The 16,921-nt window shown below is 50.5% G+C and carries 12 protein-coding genes; 8 read left to right on the top strand and 4 right to left on the bottom strand.

What is annotated here, in order from left to right:
- Positions 1 to 294: 294 nt before the first annotated feature.
- The 4 genes from dnaA to gyrB all read left to right on the top strand — a co-directional run bounded on the left by dnaA (position 295) and on the right by gyrB (position 6,795).
- Complete coding sequence (gene dnaA / locus P3339_RS23095) at positions 295 to 1,986, top strand: chromosomal replication initiator protein DnaA (RefSeq protein ID WP_040628923.1); 1,692 nt, start codon at positions 295 to 297, stop codon at positions 1,984 to 1,986.
- Between the two features lie 32 nt (positions 1,987 to 2,018).
- Positions 2,019 to 3,125, top strand: coding sequence for a DNA polymerase III subunit beta (gene dnaN / locus P3339_RS23090; RefSeq protein WP_020413882.1), 1,107 nt, complete (start codon positions 2,019 to 2,021; stop codon positions 3,123 to 3,125).
- Positions 3,126 to 3,249: 124 nt separating this feature from the next.
- Positions 3,250 to 4,356: a DNA replication/repair protein RecF gene (recF, locus tag P3339_RS23085; protein WP_282952042.1), complete on the top strand. Its 1,107-nt coding sequence runs from the start codon at positions 3,250 to 3,252 to the stop codon at positions 4,354 to 4,356.
- An 18-nt stretch (positions 4,357 to 4,374) separates the two neighbouring features.
- Positions 4,375 to 6,795, top strand: a complete 2,421-nt coding sequence (gyrB, locus tag P3339_RS23080; protein ID WP_282952041.1) for a DNA topoisomerase (ATP-hydrolyzing) subunit B — start codon at positions 4,375 to 4,377, stop codon at positions 6,793 to 6,795.
- Positions 6,796 to 7,053: 258 nt separating this feature from the next.
- Here gyrB and P3339_RS23075 read toward each other — a convergent pair whose 3' ends face one another.
- A complete protein-coding gene (locus P3339_RS23075) occupies positions 7,054 to 7,947 on the bottom strand; it encodes a LysR family transcriptional regulator (protein WP_282952040.1) in 894 nt (297 codons plus the stop codon).
- Between the two features lie 97 nt (positions 7,948 to 8,044).
- On the opposite strand from P3339_RS23075, the gene P3339_RS23070 reads away from it, so the two are divergent.
- Positions 8,045 to 8,551, top strand: a complete 507-nt coding sequence (locus P3339_RS23070) for an SRPBCC family protein (RefSeq protein ID WP_282952039.1) — start codon at positions 8,045 to 8,047, stop codon at positions 8,549 to 8,551.
- Between the two features lie 222 nt (positions 8,552 to 8,773).
- On the opposite strand, the gene P3339_RS23065 is transcribed toward P3339_RS23070, so the two are convergent.
- Entirely contained in the window at positions 8,774 to 9,454 is a 681-nt protein-coding gene (locus tag P3339_RS23065) for a phosphoadenosine phosphosulfate reductase domain-containing protein (RefSeq protein ID WP_282952038.1), read from the bottom strand.
- 140 nt (positions 9,455 to 9,594) lie between these two features.
- Positions 9,595 to 10,038, bottom strand: coding sequence for a GNAT family N-acetyltransferase (locus P3339_RS23060; RefSeq protein ID WP_282952037.1), 444 nt, complete (start codon positions 10,036 to 10,038; stop codon positions 9,595 to 9,597).
- Positions 10,039 to 10,268: 230 nt separating this feature from the next.
- On the opposite strand from P3339_RS23060, the gene P3339_RS23055 reads away from it, so the two are divergent.
- On the top strand, positions 10,269 to 12,437 hold the full coding sequence (locus P3339_RS23055; protein WP_282952036.1) for a TonB-dependent receptor family protein: 2,169 nt from the start codon (positions 10,269 to 10,271) through the stop codon (positions 12,435 to 12,437).
- Positions 12,438 to 12,520: 83 nt separating this feature from the next.
- Here the strand turns inward: P3339_RS23055 and P3339_RS23050 are convergent, their stop codons facing one another.
- Positions 12,521 to 13,705: a class I SAM-dependent rRNA methyltransferase gene (locus P3339_RS23050; RefSeq protein ID WP_282952035.1), complete on the bottom strand. Its 1,185-nt coding sequence runs from the start codon at positions 13,703 to 13,705 to the stop codon at positions 12,521 to 12,523.
- A gap of 396 nt (positions 13,706 to 14,101) precedes the next feature.
- On the opposite strand from P3339_RS23050, the gene P3339_RS23045 reads away from it, so the two are divergent.
- On the top strand, positions 14,102 to 15,088 hold the full coding sequence (locus P3339_RS23045) for a GlxA family transcriptional regulator (protein ID WP_020413870.1): 987 nt from the start codon (positions 14,102 to 14,104) through the stop codon (positions 15,086 to 15,088).
- 472 nt (positions 15,089 to 15,560) lie between these two features.
- Positions 15,561 to 16,892 carry a serine hydrolase domain-containing protein gene (locus P3339_RS23040; protein WP_282952034.1) on the top strand — a complete coding sequence of 444 codons (1,332 nt, stop codon included), beginning with the start codon at positions 15,561 to 15,563 and terminating at the stop codon, positions 16,890 to 16,892.
- Positions 16,893 to 16,921 lie beyond the last annotated feature (29 nt).

Here is a 16,921-nt window from a genome sequence, read left to right as displayed (position 1 = left end):
GCCCTTGAGGCGCTTGAAGTATCTCGCGATGCCCACTGATTGATCCCAAGATATGCACAGGTATCTGTGGATAATTTTTTATGTCTTAGCCAAACAGCTGATTAATTGTTGTTCAATTACTTGATTGTGTGGACTTTTTTACGCTTATTTTTCAACAGAGGTATCCTTTCTTGTGGATAACCTACTGCTAGAAAGGTATACTGCGCCGATCTTATTTTGACGGCCTCGGACGTTTCTTTGTCCGGTCTTGCCGTTTTCTCAGTGGTCTTACCATATTGGGGTTTTGGGGGTTTCTTGACTGAATCCGTTTGGAAGCAGTGCGCTGGTTGTTTGCAGGACGAGCTACCGTCGCAGCAGTTCAATACCTGGATCAGACCGTTACGCGTCAATCCCGCATGTGCGGAGGGCGAGTTGCGCCTGATCGCGCCGAACCGCTTCGTGTTGGACTGGGTTGGCGGAAAATTCCTGAATCGTATCCGTGAACTCGTGCATCAGTTTTCTCCCGGTCAGCCACTGCAGGTGGCCCTGGAAATTACTGCGCGCCGCCCTGCGCGTTTTCAGCGTAATCGAACTATGGCCGAGCCCGCACCGTCACCAGTACCGACGTCTACACCTATACCTCCTAAGGTACCGTCGGCTATACCAGCATCACCAGATACTTCAGCGGCTCGCGGCGGTTTGGCATCTAATGGCAATTGGCATAGTCCACCACCGTCTTCAACAGCATCTTCCCCACTATCTGCAGCGACCTCTTCATTACCCGTGCAACCCATGCCGGTTGGAGCCTTTGGAAGTGGTTTGCGAGGTACCCCTCATCCGGCCGTGGCAGAGGAGGCTACTGCGGAGCAGATGACGACAGGGGAACTGGCACTCACTGATCTGCGCCCTCCGGCTATGGGTGAGATGGCACGCTCAATTCCAGAACCGCCGGCGCGCCAGGTGGAGGTAGAGGGGGCTATCAAACATGGCAGTTCGCTCAACCGTAACTTCACCTTTAAATCTTTTGTTGAGGGTAAATCTAATCAACTTGGCCTTGCGGCTGCGCAGCAGATTTCCGATAACCCCGGTGGAGCTTATAACCCACTCTTTATATATGGTGGCGTCGGCCTTGGTAAAACACACTTGATGCATGCGGTCGGTAATGCCCTGTTAGAGCGTAATCCCAATGCCAAAGTGGTTTACCTGCATTCCGAGCGTTTTGTAGCGGATATGGTAAAGGCGCTGCAGCTTAATGCGATTAGTGATTTCAAACGCTATTACCGTTCTGTTGATGCCCTGCTGATTGACGATATTCAGTTTTTTGCGGGTAAGGAGCGCTCCCAGGAGGAGTTTTTCCACACTTTCAATGCACTTCTTGAGGGCGGGCAGCAAATTATTCTGACTTGCGACCGCTACCCCAAGGAGATCGATGGCCTCGAAGAACGTCTCAAGTCACGTTTTGGCTGGGGATTGACTGTAGCCGTGGAGCCTCCGGAACTGGAGACTCGCGTGGCAATATTAATGAAGAAAGCCGAGCAATTTGGTGTGGAATTGCCGCACGATTCTGCTTTCTTTATTGCTCAGCGTATCCGGTCCAACGTCCGGGAACTGGAAGGCGCTCTGCGCAGGGTGATTGCAAATGCCCAGTTTACCGGTCGTGCAATTGATGATGTTCTGGTGCGTGAGGCTTTAAAGGACTTATTGGCCCTGCAAGACCGATTAGTAAGCGTGGACAATATTCAGCGAGTGGTTGCCGAATACTACAAGATTAAGGTAGCGGACCTGCTCTCTAAAAGACGCAGTCGTTCCGTCGCGCGGCCGCGCCAGGTTGCCATGTCATTGGCCAAGGAGCTCACCAATCATAGTTTGCCGGAGATCGGCGATGCCTTCGGCGGGCGGGATCATACAACTGTCCTGCACGCTTGCCGTAAAATCCGCGAACTGCAGGAGTCCGACGCGGATATCCGTGAGGACGTAAAGTTACTGACACGGTCGTTGACCACTTAATCGAATAACTGACAAACAAGGCGAAACTACCGATGAAATTCAATGTAAGCCGGGACGCCCTGCTGAAACCGCTACAACTGGTAGCCGGCGTTGTCGAGAAGCGCCAGACTTTGCCGGTCCTGGCCAATGTATTGATGCAATTACAGGGGCAAGAGCTGTCCCTGACTGGGACTGATCTCGAGGTTGAGATTGTTGGCCGCCTGCCGGTGGACGGTGTGGAGATGGAAGGTGAGGTGACAGTCCCAGCACGTAAATTGTTGGATATCTGCCGATCTTTGCCCGATGGTGCTGAATTAAAATTTGAGCGCGATGGTGAGCGCCTGGTGCTGCGCAGTGGGCGCAGCCGTTTCCAGTTATCAACCCTGCCTGCTGCCGACTTCCCCAATCAGGAGGAAGCAAGCGCCCAAACACGTTTCGACATCTCCCAGCGTGAGATCCGCCGCCTTATTGAAGCGACTAGCTTTGCCATGGCTCAGCAAGATGTCCGCTATTACCTGAATGGCTTATTGCTCGAGTGCCGCCCACAGCAACTTCGTGCCGTCGCCACTGACGGTCACCGGCTGGCCCTCTGTGATCGGGATGCGCCGGGATTAAATGTTTCAACTCCGATACAAGCTATTGTTCCCCGTAAGGGTGTACTGGAACTTGGTCGTCTGCTAGAGGACACTGATACCCAGGCGCAGGTGGTACTGGGTAATAACCATATCCGTGTTGTTAGTGGCCAGTTTACGTTTACCTCCAAATTGGTGGATGGCAAGTTTCCGGATTACGAGCGCGTTCTGCCACGAGGTGCAGGCAATGTTGTTTATGCCGATCGCCAGGGGCTGCGCCAGGCATTCTCCCGTGCGGCCATTCTCTCTAACGAGAAATATCGCGGTGTACGCTTACAGGTTTCCGAGGGGTTACTGCAAATTATTGCCAACAACCCTGAACAGGAGGAGGCTGAGGAGCAGATGTTGGTGGATTATGTGGGAGAGCCTATGGAGATTGGCTTTAATGTTTCTTATCTCCTGGATGTTACCGGTGCAATCCACAGTGACCAAATCCGCATCAGTCTGGCGGATGCCAACAGCAGTGCGCTGTTGCAGCAGCCTGAGGAGGGCGATGCCCTCTATGTGATTATGCCGATGCGCCTATAAGACTCAGGCTGAGAAGCTTGGCTCACTTTCGAGAGGGGACCGCTTTGTATCATGGACAGGTGGTCCCTTTGTTTTTTCAGAATCTTGCGGCTGGCATTCCCCCGGCTAGCGAGGAGAAGGGTCTATGGCACTGACCCGTCTTCTGATCTCCAATTTTCGTAATATCTCTCAAGCTGACCTGTTTTTGGACGCAGGAGTAAACCTGTTCTGTGGTGTAAATGGGAGTGGCAAAACTTCAGTCCTTGAAACTGTACATATGTTGGCTACAGGTCGCTCCTTTAGATCTCGTCAGCATAAATCTGTTATTCAACATGATCAGCCCGGACTTACGGTTTTTACCCAGCTGGATACGGGGCTCAACCTCGGTGTTGAACGTCTGGCCAACGGTAGTGGTCGTGTGCGTATCAACCAGACGGCAGCTGAGTCCAGTTCACAGCTCGCCAGTTGTCTGCCCTTGCAGTTGATCAATAGTGATAGCTTCTCCGCCCTGGATGGCGGGCCCGGTGTACGTAGGCGACTTCTGGATTGGACAGTGTTCCACGTGGAACATCTTTTTGCGCAGGAATGGAAAAACTACCAAATCGCATTGAAGCAGCGAAATGCCTTGTTGCGACGTGGTAAAATCGACGCTGATGCGATTGGGATTTGGGAGCATCAGTTGGCTCAGAGTGGCGAGAGGGTAGACAGCCTGCGTCAGGGCCAATTCCATGAGCTGCGAGCGGCTGTGACCGCGCTTCTGGTGGGGTTGCCTCTTAGCCTGTTACACAAAGTGGATATAAGCTATCGGCGTGGTTGGCGAAAGGAGGTCGAGCTGGCTGAGGCGCTTAGGGAGTCTCGGGAGGGTGATCTCAGTCAAGGGCATACCCGCACTGGGCCTCACAGGGCAGATCTCCGTTTTACCGTTGCGGGAGAGTCAGCGCACAATGTTTTATCCCGTGGCCAGCAGAAGATGCTGGTATGTGCTGTCCGAACGGCTATGGCGCAATTGGTGTGTCGTCACCGGGAGAAACCGGTATTCCTGGTTGACGATCTGCCAGCGGAGCTGGATGAATACAATCAACAGATTTTTGCGCACTGGGTAGGGCGTTGTGCCAGCCAGGTGCTTGTAACCGGAATTGAGGAGGGCACTACAAGCCGCCCCTGGCGGCAGCTAGATGCCCCTTGGAATTGCCCAAAAGTGTTCCACGTGGAACATGGGAAGATCAGTGCCGAAGCTTCGGCCGCACAATAAGTTGAATGGAGCGAATAAATGTCAGAGCAGCAAAGCTATGACTCAAGCAGTATCAAGGTATTAAAAGGCCTGGATGCGGTGCGCAAGCGCCCCGGAATGTATATTGGTGATACCGATGATGGCACCGGTCTGCACCACATGGTATTCGAGGTGGTTGACAACTCCATCGATGAAGCGCTGGCCGGCCACTGTGATGAGATCCGTGTAACCATCCACCCGGATGAGTCCATTTCTGTATCGGACAATGGCCGTGGTATCCCAACAGAGATTCACCCGGAAGAGGGGGTCTCTGCAGCAGAAGTGATTATGACCGTCCTTCATGCGGGCGGTAAATTTGATGACAACACCTACAAGGTCTCCGGCGGTCTGCACGGGGTAGGGGTATCGGTAGTAAACGCTCTGTCCAAGGAGCTGAAGCTGATTATCCGTCGCGGTGGCAAGATCCACGAGCAGACCTACCACCACGGTGTGCCCCAGGCACCTCTGGAAGTTGTGGGTGACAGCGATACCACCGGCACCACAGTGCACTTCAAACCCTCAGAGGATACCTTCAGCAATATCGAATTCCATTTCGACGTGCTGGCCAAACGCTTGCGCGAGCTGTCCTTCCTGAACTCCGGTGTGCGTATTGTCCTGAAGGACGAGCGCAGTGGTAAGGAAGAGGTCTATGAATACGAAGGTGGTTTGAGTGCCTTTGTGGAGTTCCTCAACCAGAACAAAACCCCGATTAACAAGGTTCTGCACTTCCAGAGCCAGCGTGAAGACGGAATTGCAGTAGAGGTGGCATTACAGTGGAACGATAGCTTCCAGGAAAGCATCTTCTGCTACACCAACAATATTCCCCAGCGCGATGGCGGTACCCACCTGGCGGGCTTCCGTGCAGCCCTGACCCGTGGCCTGAACAGCTATATCGAGCGGGAAGGCCTGGGCAAGAAAGACAAAGTGAACACCACTGGCGATGACGCCAGGGAAGGTCTCACCGCGATTATCTCTGTGAAGGTTCCGGACCCGAAATTCTCCTCCCAGACCAAGGACAAGCTGGTTTCATCCGAAGTGAAACCCGCTGTAGAGCAGGAGATGGGCCACCACTTCACAGATTACCTGATGGAGAACCCACAGGAAGCCAAATCTGTCGTCACCAAGATGATCGACGCGGCCAAAGCCCGTGAGGCGGCCCGCAAGGCCCGCGAAATGACTCGCCGCAAGGGAGCGTTGGATATTGCCGGCCTGCCCGGGAAACTGGCGGACTGCCAGCAAAAAGACCCGGCACTATCTGAAATTTACCTGGTGGAGGGTGACTCCGCTGGTGGTTCTGCCAAGCAGGGCCGCGATCGTCGCACCCAGGCGATCCTGCCGCTGAAGGGTAAGATCCTCAATGTGGAAAAAGCGCGCTTCGACAAAATGCTTTCCAGCGCCGAAGTGGGTACCCTGATTACCGCACTGGGCTGTGGCATCGGCAAGAGCGAATTCAACCCGGACAAGCTGCGTTACCACAGCATCATCATCATGACCGATGCTGACGTGGATGGAGCCCATATCCGTACCCTGTTGCTCACATTCTTCTTCCGTCAGATGCCGGAGCTGATCGAGCGGGGCCATATCTACATCGCCCAGCCGCCGCTGTATAAGATCTCCAAGGGCAAACAGGAACAGTACCTTAAGGATGAGGGCGCTCTAACCCAGTTCCTCACTAACGCCGCCCTGGAAGGCGCCACGCTGTTTGTGAACCAGGATGCCCCTGGGCTTTCTGGTGCCTCCCTGGAAAGCCTGGTAGGCGAGTACCGCAGCGTACTGGCGACAATCGACCGCCTGTCGCGTCTGTACCCTGAGGAAGTGCTGCGCAGCATGATCTACCTGCCCAACTTGTCTCAGGAAGACCTCCAGTCCCAGGAGAAAGTCGCAGCTTGGAGTGAGAAGCTCCAGGAGAAACTCGGTGACGAAGAGAGTGGTGGAACCCGTCGTCACGAAGTGACGGTTCAGGAGAACACCGAGCGCGGCCTATTCCTGCCCCATATCCATATCGTGGCCCACGGTGTTGGCAGTGACTACCTGATTAACCACGAGTTCTTCGATTCCGCTGAGTACGCATCTATCTGCGCTCTGGGTGAGAAAATGGTGGGTCTATTGGAAGAGGGTGCCTTTATCCAGCGCGGCGAGAAGCAGCACCCTGTTGGCAGCTTCCCTGAAGTGATGGACTGGCTGATGGGCGAGAGCCGCAGAGGCTACGGTATCCAGCGCTATAAGGGGCTAGGTGAGATGAACCCGGAGCAGCTTTGGGAAACCACCATGGACCCAGAGAGCCGTCGTATGCTGCAGGTAACCGTTGAAGATGCTATCGCAGCAGATCAGATCTTTACCACCTTGATGGGCGATCAGGTAGAGCCACGCCGTGACTTTATCGAGACCAATGCCCTGGCGGTAGAAAACCTCGACGTGTAATAGGATTCGATAAGCCCACAGTAATTCCTTACGTGAACAACATAAGGAATTACTGTGGAGTATTGTTTTCACCTGAAAAACGACTTCCGATCAATTTGATATTTATAATTTTCTCCCTATCAAAAGCCATGTAAAAGCTTAACAGCTGCCCTCTCAGACAAATTTAGATAATAATAAATAGTTAAAAAATCGAATAGTTCAATAGCGTCAGTCGGTAAAAGAGACTTACTATGTCCGGAAATATACCAATTGCCTCAACTAAAGCTTTCCTACCAGTTTATCTTCCAGCTTCCTAAATAACTCCACGATAAACTCCCTAAAAACCTTAAAACGCATAACATTGCGGTGCTCTGGATTGGAGACTAGCCACAGTTCATGCAGGCTGGATGGAGCAGCCCCAGGGACCCGAATGACTCCTTCAGCACCATCTGCAAGAAAGCAGGGCAGCCTAGCCAGCCCCAGTCCACTCTTAACTGCCTCTAGCTGTATCAAGCCGTGATTAATCTGGTGCTGATAAGGCATCTGTGGATAGGGTGTGTCTTTGGCCCAATTCAATATGGCGTCATCGCCACTCCAGCCGAGCCAGTGACCATCGTCAGGTACAGATTCCTCGATATACCTTGGAGAACCGTAACAGCAACTGGGTAGGTCGGCGAGCTTGCGAGCAACAAGTCGATCCGAAACATTTACGCCGCCTTTGGGGAGAATACGAAGTGCTATGTCGGCTTGGTGACTTTCCAAATCGAGAACGTGGCTAGTAACCAGTAGCTGTACGTTGATCTCTGGATACGCACGTGAGAAGTCATTTAGGTAGGGGATAATTAAGTGCGATGCGACTACATCCGGCATAGTGATGCGAACTTCCCCGGAGAGCTGGTTACTCCCTCCCTGTAAATGCTTTTGCGCGGCATTTAGATACTGCTCCGCCGATTGGGCATAGTCGAGCATCGCTTTGCCATCCTCCGTCAGCTGATAGCCTTTGGAGCTGCGATAAAACAGCTTGGCCTGAAGCTTTTCCTCCAGGGCATCAATACGGCGAGAAACTGTGGAATGGCTGACTTTAAAGTCGTCAGCAACGCTGCGAGCACTCTTACTCCTGGCTACCGCGATAAAGAACTGGATATCTCCCCAATCTATGGACTCTTTATGCAACACACTGTCCTATTTTGCTGTATTCCGTTGCATATAGTGTCCAGTTAATCTGTCTCCCGTCAATAGCACTCCCGTAGAGAAACCCAGGAGATCAGAGATGAAAGAAGCCCAAGTAAACCGAGAAATCGCAATCGACCGCCCAATTGATGAGGTCTGGAAGGTCCTTGCCGTTGATTTTGACACAGCCTCTGAGTGGATGACTTTAATCCCTCACTCCTTCGCTAAGGAAGGAAAACCTGTTGAAAATGCGAGTGTAGAAGGCCGGGTTTGTGTGCTGACAAATAAGGGACCGTCGGGTCTTGTCGCAGATGAAACTATTACAAGGTTTGATGAGAAAAACTATGAACTGGATGTCTCGGTTGAAACAAAAAATACGCCACCGGGATTCCCCGTTAAAAAGAGTTTATCTAAATTTAAATTAAGCCCCTCTGTTGGTGGAGGCACAACAGTGAATTTCACTGCAAATATGGAGTTAAATGCTTTAGGAGGTGTGTTGAGCCCTGTGGTGAAGAAGATGACCGGCTCTCAATTTGAGCAAATGCTGAAGGACCTGAAAATTTACATGGAAAAAGGAGGTCATCTCGCCAAAGGGGCAGTCGCCTAGCCTATCGCATGATAAGTAATTTAAGGACTCTTCTGGATTTATGCAGAAGTAAATAGAAGAGTCTCCTTTTTGAAAAAAATACAGCGAGTCGAGACTCGCCTTTTGTAATAGATTTTTTTATTCGTTAAATACGCAAAAAGTATTTACTTTATTAACGGCTGGGATAGAAGGCCTTGTTAAAGAGATAGGCGAAGCACGCTAGTCCTCACCGAGTATTCCACTCTATTTTTCCAACAGCAATCCGCACTCCCGGTGCTCCTCACCTTTAGTTGGATCAAAGTAAATATCGTTATCGGGAAGGTCATTCTCGTAAACGTACTCTTCAACATCAATTTCTTTTAGGTGGAACATCGGCGCTACGCGAATGGTGCCGTGATTGCCTTGAGTAAACACATCCAGATTTTTGCGATGGGCATTTTGATCGTGGCGGATACCATTCAACCAGACATCGGGTTGTAACTCCTGCATTGCGCGATTAAAGGGTTCAAGCTTTACCGTGCGTGAGAAGAAGTCATGCTCGGGGGTATCCAACTGCGGGATACCACCATAGACCGCATTGTAGTGAGCTGCCGATATCTTGGGTGAATAGGTACGCAGATTCAGGTTCAGCGTCCTCACGACATTTTCGATATGCCGGTAGGTTTCTGGTGTGTTGTATCCATGATCTACCCAAATAACTGGGATATCTGGCTTGGTTTTGGTGACCAGGTGCAGAAAAGCGACCGCAAGTGGGCGGAAGTTTGTAAAAACTACCGGGTTTTGTGCCTTTTCCATGGTGAACCGCATGATCTCGCTGGGCTTGGCCCCAACAAAAGACTTGTTCAGTGATGCCAAATCGGCACCGTGGTGAAAGAAGCGGTCGGAAAAAGACTGCACGGTGTTGGTGGAAGCGTGGTGTCCCATAAGAAATCAGCGCATAGGATAGTTAGGGTAGAACGCATGCTACCCGCTTAATTTGTCGCGTAGAAACAATAAAAAGAAGTGAATCAATAAGCTTCAGTTATAAGTAAAAGCTTTTGACTAGGGCTCATGGCTATAAAGAGCTAATCCAGGGTGCGATCGAAGCGCATCTGGATCAGGTGCTGGCCGTATTCAGCAATATAACGCCGCCCGGTTTCCACAAACCCTTGTTTTTGTAGGAAATAACGTGTGCGGAGGTTTTCCCTCAATACCTCAGTTTGCAGTTGGAGCCTACCTTTACCCGCTGCGGAGAGCAGGCTGGCGCCAATGCCGCAGCCCGAAAATATTGGACTGACACAGAGATAGGCTATGCGGTCCCGGTCAAGAAGAGTAATGAATGCTTCGGCTACAGCATTGTGGCGTCCTGTAAATACGAGGCAGAGACTGGCCTGGCGGCAGTCACGACGAAACTGCGCGACGTGATCGAGCCAGAATTGGCGGGACAAAGAGGGGTGAGAGTTGGCTGTCGCATGGAGCCAGAGTTGCTCCAGCCTGTCCAGTTCTTTGAGTTCTGCCTTTCGAATCATGGGCACCCCCGAGGCGGATACATGGGCCCAATGCTAGTCGGGTCAAAGGTTAGATCCTAGAAAACAACCCCTTATTAGGATAGAAACTATAAAGACAGCCATTTTTTCCTCATGAAGGCATCAAAAGGCAAGAAATAGTTCTGTTATGCCATTGGGTTTATAATGGTAAAATACAATCATTCTTATTAATAACAATAATTACAAAGCTATAACGACTCAATGGAGGGTTCATGAAGAAATTTTTCCTATCGCCATTGGCTATCGCCCTGGCAGCTGTTACAGCTGCACCAACCTTGGCTGAACAGCGCCTGGAGACGGTTACCGTTATTGGCGATTCCGAGTCCATTTCGACGCTACCGGGTTCCGCGCACCTGGTTGATGCTGATGAGCTGGCCGAATTCGAGTATGTAGATATCAACCGCATGATGCGCTCTGTACCGGGTGTCTACATCCTCGAAGAGGATGGCTATGGTCTGCGTCCGAATATTGGTATTCGTGGCGCACAGGGTGGCCGCTCTGCCAAGATCTCACTGATGGAAGATGGCGTATTGGTAGCTCCGGCACCTTACTCGGCACCGGAGGCTTACTATTTCCCGAGTGCAGGCCGTATGGATGCCATTGAAGTGCTCAAAGGCCCCGCCGCATTGCAATACGGTCCATTTACTGTTGGTGGTGCGGTAAATATGTTGAGCACACCAATCCCAACTTCCAGCCAGGGCATGGTGCAGCTAGAAGCCGGTGAATACGGTGAGACCCGTCTGCACGCACACTATGGTACCAGCACAGAAAATACCGGCTGGCTGCTGGAGACCCAGCAACAGTATGCGGACGGCTTCCGCGAAATCGATCGCGGGGACAGCGCGGATATTGCTAAAGAAGATTACCTGCTGAAAGGCCGCCTGCAGTCCGATGCGGATGCGACCTTTCGCCAGCAGTTGGATATCAAGCTGCAGTACTCCGAAGAGGAGTCAGGCATGAGTTATCTAGGCCTGACGGATGCCGACTTTAACGATGATCCTAATCGTCGCTATGGCATCAGTGCCCTGGATGAAATGCAGAATCGCCACAGCACCGTCCAGCTGAACCACAGCATCGAGTTGAGTGACAACTTTACCTTGCATACCCAGGCTTATTACAACAAGTTTAAGCGCGACTGGTTTAAGGTCAGCGAGGGTGAATTGATAGATGCTGTTAATACCGGCGGCGCTGTTGACGGAGTTATAGATCCCCAAGCGGTGTTGGATGGCACTGAGGATTACACCTTTGGTATCAAGCATAACAACCGCGAGTACGAGGCCAAGGGTCTGCAAATCAGTGCCGATTGGCGCTTTAACACTGGTGCTATTGCCCACGAGCTGACATTCGGCCTGCGTCAACATCAGGATGAAGTCGACAGATATCAACCTGTAGAAATTTACAACCAAATTGATGGCCAACTGGTATTTGATAGTGTTGAGCTGCCTAGCGCCAGCAATAACCGTGTCGAAGAAGCTGAGGCTACCTCGTTCTTTATCTACGACGATATCAAGCTGAACGAAAAGCTGACTCTCACTGCTGTTCTTCGCTACGAGGATATAGAGACCGAGCAGCAGCGTTATAACGACGCCGATCGTACTGAGAAGGGCAGCTACCGTTCCAATCAGGTGGATGAGTGGCTGCCCGGTCTGGGGGTTGTTTACCAGGCCAATGAGCAGTGGAGCCTGCTGGCAGGAGTGCACCGTGGCTTTGCTCCTCCCGGTGCAGGCGCAGCCGATGGCCAGGGCCCGGAGTTATCCACAAACTATGAATGGGGTGCGCGCTTTGATAACGGTAGCGTAAGTGCCGAGTTAATTGCCTTCTACAGCGATTATGAAAATGCTGTGCAGAACTGTTCGGTAGCTGTGGAATGCCCCAATGGTGCCGACAGTGGTACCTACCAGCTGGGTGAGGCAGAGATCAAAGGGTTGGAAGCTACCTTCGGCAGTGAGTGGGTACTTGCAAACGGTTGGACGCTGCCAGTAAGAGCTACCTATACCTTCACCGATGCTGAAATTACTGAAGACAGTGACGATGGAGGTCTAGTTGCCGGGGATAATCTTGAATACCTGCCGGAAAATGTATTTGCTGTATCTGCTGGCCTGGATAGTGGCGCTGCCTGGCGTCTAAACCTAACCGCAGCCTATCAGGACGAGATGTGTGTTAATACTAGCTGTAATCAGGGGAATACTGACCGCTTCGATTACACAGAGTCTCTGTGGGTTGTGGATGCGGCTGCGCACTACGACTTTAGCGCCGACCTGACCGGTTACCTGAAAGTGGATAACCTGTTTGATGAGCAGGTGATTATCAGTCGCAGCCCCGATGGTGCTCGTGCTAACCGGCCGCGTACTGCCGCTTTGGGTATGAAGTACACCTTCTGATCCGAGCTTCGGCAAAATCACTGGATAAGGGAAACCCCGGCTAGAACCGGGGTTTTTTATTGGGAGGTGTGAGTAATAGCCTACTAGCGGTCCCCACCCAAGTGCGCAAAATGGGCTTTGAGATAGCTCGTTTCGGGGATTGCCGGGTGTACCGGATGGTCTGCGCCTTGGCCACCACTGGCGAGGATGCGTGCACGTCTCCCCAGCCGATGTGCGGCGCCACGGACACAGTCCAGTAACTCGTCTGATTGCAGGTGCATGGAACAGGAAGCACTTACTAACAGTCCATCTTCGCCAAGCAGCCGCATGGCCAACTCGTTGATATGGCGATAGGCTGAGAGCCCGGCCTTGTGATCCTTGCGTCTCTTTATGAAGGCTGGAGGGTCCAGCACGATGACATCAAACTTTTCCCCTGCAGCAACCATAGCTTTGAGCACGTCCAAGGCCTTGCCATGGACAGTGTTGAGCTTATCCACAAGTCCATTGTGATCTGCGTTGACCTGACACCAGTCCAAGGCCTGTTGTGAGGCATCCACACAAGTTGTGCTGGCAGCACCGCTGGCCAGGGCCTGAATCCCCCAACCGCCGGCGTAGGAAAAGAGATCCAATACCCGCTTTCCCTTAACCCAGCGGTTGAGCAACCTGCGATTCTCGCGGTGATCGTAGAACCAACCCGTTTTCTGTCCCGCATGTATGGGTGCAAGTAGGTGGACGCCATTCTCCTCAAAAGGAACCATCTCGGGAACCTCTCCGAAAACAACTTCTTTGACCGGTGGCATTCCTTCTACGGCGCGCCCCTGGTGATCGTTGCGTAGCAATATGCCTCTTGGTTGGACTAACTCAATTAACTTATCCACAACCTGCTGCTGGAAGTGTTCCATTCCCCAGTTGCTCACCTGAACAGCCAAGTAATCACCAAACCTATCCACAACCAGACCTGGCAGACCATCTGAATCCCCATACACCAACCGGTAACTCGGATGCTCAAAGTAGCGTTGGCGTAGGCTCAAAGAAGATAGTAAGCGCTCACTGATATCGGAATCATCGAAACTGGATTTTCTAGTAACGAGACGTCCACAAATGAGCTGACTTGGGTTTATAAAAGCCGTACCGAGAAGCTTCCCTTGACTGTCGAGAACCTGGCACAGACTGCCGGGTTCGATTCCCTTAAGTGGAGATCGCTTGGTGTCCACTTCATTGCTGTAGATCCACAGGTGGCCACGTTTCAAGCGGCGCTCAGCACCGCGATTCAATATTAATTCCAGCAAAGAGAATCTCCCTGGGGTTGAACAAAATTGGTGGCAATTTTGCTTGGCTAGCCCTTTAGGTCAAGTGATAGTCCGTATGGAGAAGTACCCTGCTAATTGTTAGTAAGGAAAAATTATCCACAAACGCTACGCGAGGACTTAAGAAATCATGGTGATGTGGATAATTTTCGGGAACATGGCAAGAAGAAACAGGGGGAGCTAAAAGGGCTTAAAAAATGAGTCTGTGACCACTTACATTGGGCGCTCCCCTGGCGTATGGTAATACGGGCGCCAGGCAGGCTAAGAGCCGTTTGGATATCTAATGCAGATAAATGATTGGTAAATTATCAATTAGACGGCAGAATTCCCCACCAATATGTCATTTTTGCCTAATTGGTATTGTGGAACACTCCTGCAATGAAATTCCCAAAGGACCATTCTCTAAAAGTCTCCATGGTTATCTATCCCGGAGCTTCGAGTCTCGATGTTACCGGCCCCCTGGAAGTCTTCTCTCTGGCCAATCATCAACTCCGTGCAGAGGGGCGCTATACCTCTGACTTCTACGATACCCAAATTTTGGCTGACAGTGCTGGGCCTATAGTCACGGCTTCTGGAGTAAAGCTCTATGCAGATTATGGCTTCAGGGAAGTCGAGGATATCCACACCCTGTTGCTCAGCGGTGGGCCACCGAAAAGTTATGATATTTTGGGCAGCAATGTCGAGTTTATTCAGTGGCTGATCGATCAGGAGACACAGGTGGAACGACTCGGCTCCATTTGTACCGGAGCCTTGATACTGGCCAAAGCAGGCTTGTTGAATGGTCATCGAGCTACTACCCACTGGGCAAATGTGGCAGCACTACAAGAGTATGCCGACATAGAAGTGGACCCCGATGCCATTTATATACGAGATGGTAATCTCTACACCTCTGCGGGGGTTACAGCAGGTATCGATCTTGCGTTGGCACTGGTCGAGGAGGACCACGGCCGTAGCCTGGCATTGTCGATTGCGAGAATGATGGTGCTCTACTTGAAACGCGATGGCGGGCAACAGCAGTACAGCACCCACCTGATGAATCAGCTGCAAAGTGATCGATTTGCCGGGTTGGTGGAATGGATTTACCAGAATTTAAAGGAGCCACTTACCGTAGAGAGGCTTGCACAGGAGTCCGCCATGAGTCCACGTAATTTTGCTCGATGTTTTTCTCGGGAATTGGGCGTAACTCCGGCACGCTTTATTGAGAGTATCCGGGTGGAGAAGGCCTGTCAGTTGCTCTCAGAGCAAAACTTGTCTCAGGAAAGGGTGGCTTGTCTGTGTGGCTTCCAATCCCAAGAGCAGTTGAGACGAACATTCCGCAGGCACAAGGGAATTCTTCCAAGTGAATTCCGCCGCCGCTTTCATTAAGAGCCAAATTTTACGGATTAAATATTTTAGCGGTTGTGAGAAAGTAATTTTTATTATGAACCAAATAATTTTTTTATAATAATTAAAAATACCTGTACTTTAATGCGCAATGATTAACTTATCCTGGATAAACATAAAAAATTTAAAAAATATAGAAAGTAAAAATAGATATATCCTAACCTAATAAAAAAGATATTTTTGTAAATCATACTGTTTTTACTTTATCAAGATGCTACTTAATCTACTCATTTTGGAACTATTGATGAATAGTACTTAGGATAGAGTATGTATGTGATTTTCAGATAAAAGATAGCAAAGGTAAAAAGCGGCTAGTGTCAGTTAAAAAGAGTGAAAGTTTACTAAATAGTACCAGCCCCCCTGTCCCAAGGTATGTGGTCTTTGCAATGTCAGAATTGGTCGTAACCGAGTCTCTTGATATACGGGTGGCAATATAACATTGAGAGAACCGGGCTTGGAGAGTTTTACTACAACTGTTACAGCCCATCCTTATGAATTTGGGAATAAGCTGATGAGTCATAAAAAATTCCTGCTGGGCAGTCTCGCTATTCTGTTATGCGTTGGTTACCTACTATGGCCTGTTTATCAATTTTATGCATGGTCACTTGACTCCCTGCCACTAAGCCCTTTTGGCTGGCGAGCCTTACCTGATAAGGCACCGTCGACACAGGTACTTTATAACGATGAATATAAATCCGCCGCAGAATATTCCCTAACCGTAATCGAAAAACACCGCGAGAAAATTGGTGCTCCGGCTATTTCTGCGGCAGTTTCAGCCTGCGGCGAGGTGGTCTGGGCTGGTGCATCCGGATGGGTGGATTTAGCAAGGCAAATACCAGTCTCCACTGAGACTCGTTTTCGTATCGGCAGCACCTCCAAGGCGTTGACCGGAACGGCTCTCGCAAGGTTGGTACAGAATGGGAGAGTTGATCTTGATAAGTCAATCGCAAATTATTTTGAAGTGATGCCGAACTCGGGATGGGCGGATATAACGCCGCGTCAGTTGGCCGCACATATGTCAGGTTTGCCACACTATAAGAATAATTCTGACTGGCTCGGTTTATATAAAACTCTAGCGCTGCGTAGTCATTACGAAAGTATGTACCAAGCTTTGGGGGTTTTTGATGATAGTGAATTGCTTTACAAGCCAGGCACAGAGTTCTACTACAGTAGTTTCGGTACCGTTCTTTTGGGTGCAGTCTTGGCTGAAGCCGAAGGGCAAAATTATCTGGAAGTGATGAGGAGGGAGGTTTTTAGTCCCGCCTCAATGAAAAATACAGAGGCATCACCGGTAAATGGAGATCCGACTCGTAATATTGCTCGCTTTTATAAAAGTAATGGTTTAAGTGGAAAGGAGCTTCGTCTACGCGAGTGGCGTCCGGTGGATTTAAGCCATCGATTGCCAGGAGGTGGTTTTATTTCTACGCCAAGTGATTTGGTTAAACTCGGCGCCCTCTATCTCGACGATCGCTACTTAAGCCCTGAAACCAGGGAAATATTTTGGACGCCACAAAAGCTTGCGAATGGAGATGTGAATGAGCAAAACTACGCTTTGGGTTGGCGTGTTCGAGAAATGGAAATTTCTGAGGTGGGTTTTTTGCGTGTTGTCAATCATGGTGGCGTCAGTCGAGGCAGCCAGAGTTGGTTAATGATAATACCAGAATACAAACTATCAATTGCGGTGAATATTAATCGCAAAACAAAAGTTTTCTGGGATTTTGGTAATGTTTCTATGGATATCGCTGCGGCATTTATTCGACAACAAGAAAAACTGGTTTGTAAATAAAAAAACTGGCCGAGGTTTTATGCCTCGGC

The organism is Microbulbifer sp. MLAF003, assembly GCF_030012965.1.
In the GTDB taxonomy this organism is placed as follows: Bacteria; Pseudomonadota; Gammaproteobacteria; order Pseudomonadales; family Cellvibrionaceae; genus Microbulbifer; species Microbulbifer variabilis.
The sequence above is the reverse complement of the archived record's forward strand: the minus strand, read 5'-3'. Positions and strand labels throughout refer to the sequence as shown.